This window comes from Ramlibacter sp. (genome assembly GCF_035706265.1).
Classification (GTDB): Bacteria; Pseudomonadota; Gammaproteobacteria; order Burkholderiales; family Burkholderiaceae_C; genus Ramlibacter.
In genome coordinates, this window is the sequence record NZ_DASSVG010000728.1 from 1 (window position 1) to 4,008 (window position 4,008).

The 4,008-nt window shown below is 68.9% G+C and carries 3 protein-coding genes; all 3 read right to left on the bottom strand.

What is annotated here, in order from left to right:
• Window positions 1–969 (bottom strand): 30S ribosomal protein S1 (locus VFM98_RS26015; protein ID WP_325112785.1); only part of this gene is annotated, 969 nt, incomplete at its 3' end.
• A gap of 140 nt (window positions 970–1,109) precedes the next feature.
• Window positions 1,110–3,179, bottom strand: coding sequence for a bifunctional 3-phosphoshikimate 1-carboxyvinyltransferase/cytidylate kinase (locus tag VFM98_RS26020; RefSeq protein WP_325112786.1), 2,070 nt, complete (start codon window positions 3,177–3,179; stop codon window positions 1,110–1,112).
• 7 nt (window positions 3,180–3,186) lie between these two features.
• Window positions 3,187–4,008 (bottom strand): prephenate dehydrogenase (locus VFM98_RS26025; RefSeq protein ID WP_325112787.1); only part of this gene is annotated, 822 nt, incomplete at its 5' end.

Consider the following 4,008-nt stretch of genomic DNA (forward strand, 5'->3'; position numbering starts at 1 on the left):
GGACACGACCTTGGACGGGGCCACGTTCTTGTTGGTCCAGTCCATTTCGGAGACGTGCACCAGGCCTTCGATGCCGGGCTCGAGCTCGACGAACGCGCCGTAGTCGGCGATGTTCGTGACCTTGCCGAACATGCGGGTGCCCGGGGGGTAGCGGCGCGAGACGCCCAGCCACGGGTCGTCGCCCATCTGCTTGAGGCCCAGCGAGACGCGGTTCTTCTCGGTGTCGAACTTGAGGATCTTGGCCGTGATTTCCTGGCCGGCGGTGACCACCTCGGACGGGTGGCGCACGCGGCGCCAGGCCATGTCGGTGATGTGCAGCAGGCCGTCGATGCCGCCGAGGTCCACGAACGCGCCGTACTCGGTGATGTTCTTGACCACGCCGCGGACGATGGAGCCTTCCTTCAGGGTTTCCATCAGCTTGGCGCGCTCTTCGCCCATCGAGGCTTCGACCACCGCGCGGCGGCTCAGCACCACGTTGTTGCGCTTGCGGTCCAGCTTGATGACCTTGAACTCCAGCGTCTTGTTTTCGTAGGGAGTCAGGTCCTTGATGGGACGGGTGTCGATCAGCGATCCGGGCAGGAAGGCGCGGATGCCGTTGACCAGCACGGTCAGGCCGCCCTTGACCTTGCCGGTGGTGGTGCCGGTGACGAACTCGCCGGACTCGAGCGCCTTCTCCAGGCTCATCCAGGAGGCGAGGCGCTTGGCCTTGTCGCGCGACAGGATCGTGTCGCCGTAGCCGTTTTCGAGAGCGTCGATGGCCACGGAGACGAAATCGCCTTCCTGGACCTCGACTTCGCCCTGGTCGTTCTTGAATTCGTCGATCGGGATGTAGGCCTCGGACTTGAGGCCGGCATTCACCACGACGAAGTTGTGCTCCACGCGCACCACTTCAGCGGTGATGACTTCGCCCGCGCGCATCTCGGAGCGCTGCAACGATTCCTGGAACAACTCGGCAAAAGATTCGGACATGAAATTTGCGGGTGCGAACCCGCGGGGTTGGGTTGTCGATCCCCGCCACCGGTGCGCTGCTGCGCGGAGGGAGTGTCGGGGGCCTCTTAAATCGCTGGGCTTTCGCTTCGCTCCAGCGCCAGCCTACGAAAACAGCCAGCCTAACGAGAGAAGGGCTGTTTCCGTTCCCACCAGCTGAGCACCTGGGCGACGGATTCTTCGACCGTCTGGCTCGAGTTATCCAGCAGGAGGGCATCCTGCGCGGGCTTCAAGGGGGCGACGGCGCGACCGCTGTCGCGCGCATCGCGCGCCTCCAGGTCCGCGCGAAGATCGTCGATTCTAGCCTGAATCCCTTTTGAAATCAATTGCTTATGGCGACGCTCGGCGCGCTGGGCGGCGCTGGCCGTGAGGAACACCTTGAGCGGCGCATCGGGGAAGATCACCGTGCCCATGTCGCGGCCGTCCGCCACGAGGCCGGGCAGCTTGCGGAAGCCCTGCTGCAGCGCCACCAGGGCGCTGCGCACCGCGGGCAGGGCGGAGACCCGGGAGGCGTTCATGCCCGCTTCCTCGGTGCGGATGTCGTCCGTGATGTCCTCGCCGGCCAGCAGCACGCGCCCTTGCGCGAACACGATGGGCAGTGCCTCGGCCATCTTCGCGATGGTGTGCTCGTGGGCCACGTCCAGCGCCAGCCCGGCGCGCACCGCCGCCAGGCCGGTGATGCGGTACAGGGCGCCCGAGTCGAGGTAGTGGTAGCCCAGGCGCCGCGCCACTTCGGAGGCGAGCGTGCCCTTGCCGGAAGCCGTGGGGCCGTCGACGCAGATCACCGGGACGTGCGGCGTGGCCGTGCGCGCCACCGAGAACAGGGCCTCGAAGTAGTCGGGGAAGGTCTTGCCCACGCACTTCGGGTCCTCGATGCGGACGTGCGCGCCGGCCGGGTTGAAGGCGGCCAGCGCGAAGCACATGGCCATGCGGTGGTCGTCGTAGGTGCGGATCGCGGCCGCCTGCCAGGCCGCCGGCGGCGTCACCCGGAGGTAGTCCGCGCCTTCCTCGACTTCGGCGCCCAGCTTGCGCAGCTCGGTGGCCATGGCCGCGAGGCGGTCCGTTTCCTTCACGCGCCAGCTCGCGATGTTGCGCAGCGTGGTGGGGCCGTCGGCATAGAGGCCCATCACGGCCAGCGTCATCGCGGCATCGGGGATGTGGTTGCAGTCCAGGTCCACGGCCTTCAGCGGCCAGGCGCCGCGGCGCACCTCGAGCCAGTTGGGGCCGCTGGTGACGGCCGCGCCCATCTGCCGGGCCGCTTCGACGAAGCGGATGTCGCCCTGGATCGAATCGGCTCCGACGCCTTCGATGCGCACGGCCTCCCGGCAGCCGGCGATGGCGCCCAGCGCCACGAAGTAGCTGGCCGAGGACGCATCGGCCTCGACGTGGATTTCGGCGGGGGAGCGGTAGCGGCTGCCCGCGGGAATGGTGAAGCGCTGCCAGCCTTGGCGCGCCACGGCGATGCCGAAGCGCTGCAGCATGTTGAGCGTGATCTCGATGTAGGGCTTGGAGATCAGCTCGCCGACGACCTCGATCACGATGTCGCGCGTGGCCACCAGGGGCAGGGCCATCAGGAGGGCCGTGAGGAACTGGCTGGAGACGTCGCCGCGCACCGGGATCGGGGCGTCGAGCTTCAGCGCCGGGGCAGGGTGGATGCGCAGCGGCGGGAAGCCTTCGTTGCCCAGGTAGTCGAGGCGGCAACCGAGCTGGCGCAGGGCGTCGACCAGGTCGCCGATCGGGCGCTCGTGCATGCGGGCGACGCCGGAGAGTTCGAAATCCCCGCCGAGGAGGGCGAGGGCGGCGGTGAGCGGCCGCATGGCGGTGCCGGCGTTGCCGAGGAAGAGCTTCGCGGGCGCGGAGGAGCGCCCCTCACCCCCTCCCTCTCCCCGGAGGGGAGAGGGAGCAAGACCCTGCGGGCTCCCTCTCCCGCCAGCGGGAGAGGGCTGGGGTGAGGGCAGCCCGGTGATCGTCACGCGGCCCCCAGCCTGCACCACGCCGCACCCCAACGCCCGCAACGCCTCCAGCATCACCCGAGTGTCATCGGAATCCAGCAGGTCGTGGACGACCGTCGTCCCCTCCGACAGCGCGGCCAGCAGCAGGACGCGGTTGGAAATGCTTTTCGAGCCCGGCAGCACGACGGTGCCGCCGGCCTCTTCCAGCGGGGGGAGGTCCAGGTATTCGGTGCTGAACACGGCGGGCCTACTTCCTGCGGCCCATGTGCCACTGGGCGCGGGCCCGGCTCGCGCCGGCGATCCTCTCCTCGAGCTTCTCGCCTTCGCCCGTCTCGGCCAGTTGCAGCATGCCTTCCAGGCTGCGCTGGAAGAACCTCGCCTGCTCCACCAGCTCCGTGCGGTTGGACAGCAGGATGTCGCGCCAGATCTTCGGGTCGCTCGCAGCGATGCGGGTGAAATCGCGGAAGCCCGGGCCGGCCAGCCCGAGGAAGTCCTTGCCCTGCGGCTGGCCCTCGATCGCATCCATCAGGGCGAAGGCCAGCAGGTGCGGCAGGTGGCTCACGGCGGCGAAGGCGGCATCGTGCGAATCGGGCGCCATCTGCTGCACGTGGCAGCCCAGCGCCTCCCACACGGCCTGCGCGCGCTTCAACTGCGCCGTCTGCGTCTTCTCGATCGGCGTCAGGATCACCTGCTTGCCGTGGTAGAGGTCGGGATCGGCATGGTCGACGCCCGCGAGCTCCTTGCCGGCGATCGGATGCGCCGGCACGAACGAGCCGATGTGGTCGCGCAGCACGCGCCGCGCCGCATCCACCACGTCGCGCTTGGTGGAGCCCACGTCCATGATCAGCATGCTCGAGGTGACCAGGTGGCGGATCGCCTTGAAGGTGGCCTCGGTGGCCGCCACGGGCACCGCCAGCAGCACGATGTCCGCGCCCGAAACCGCGAGCAGGGCCGAGGGGGCCTCGACGTCGATCACGCCCATCTGGCGCGCCCGCTCGGTGGTGGAGGGCGACTTGCTGTAGCCCACCACCCGCTTGACGAGCCCGGCGCGCTTCATGGCCAGGGCGAA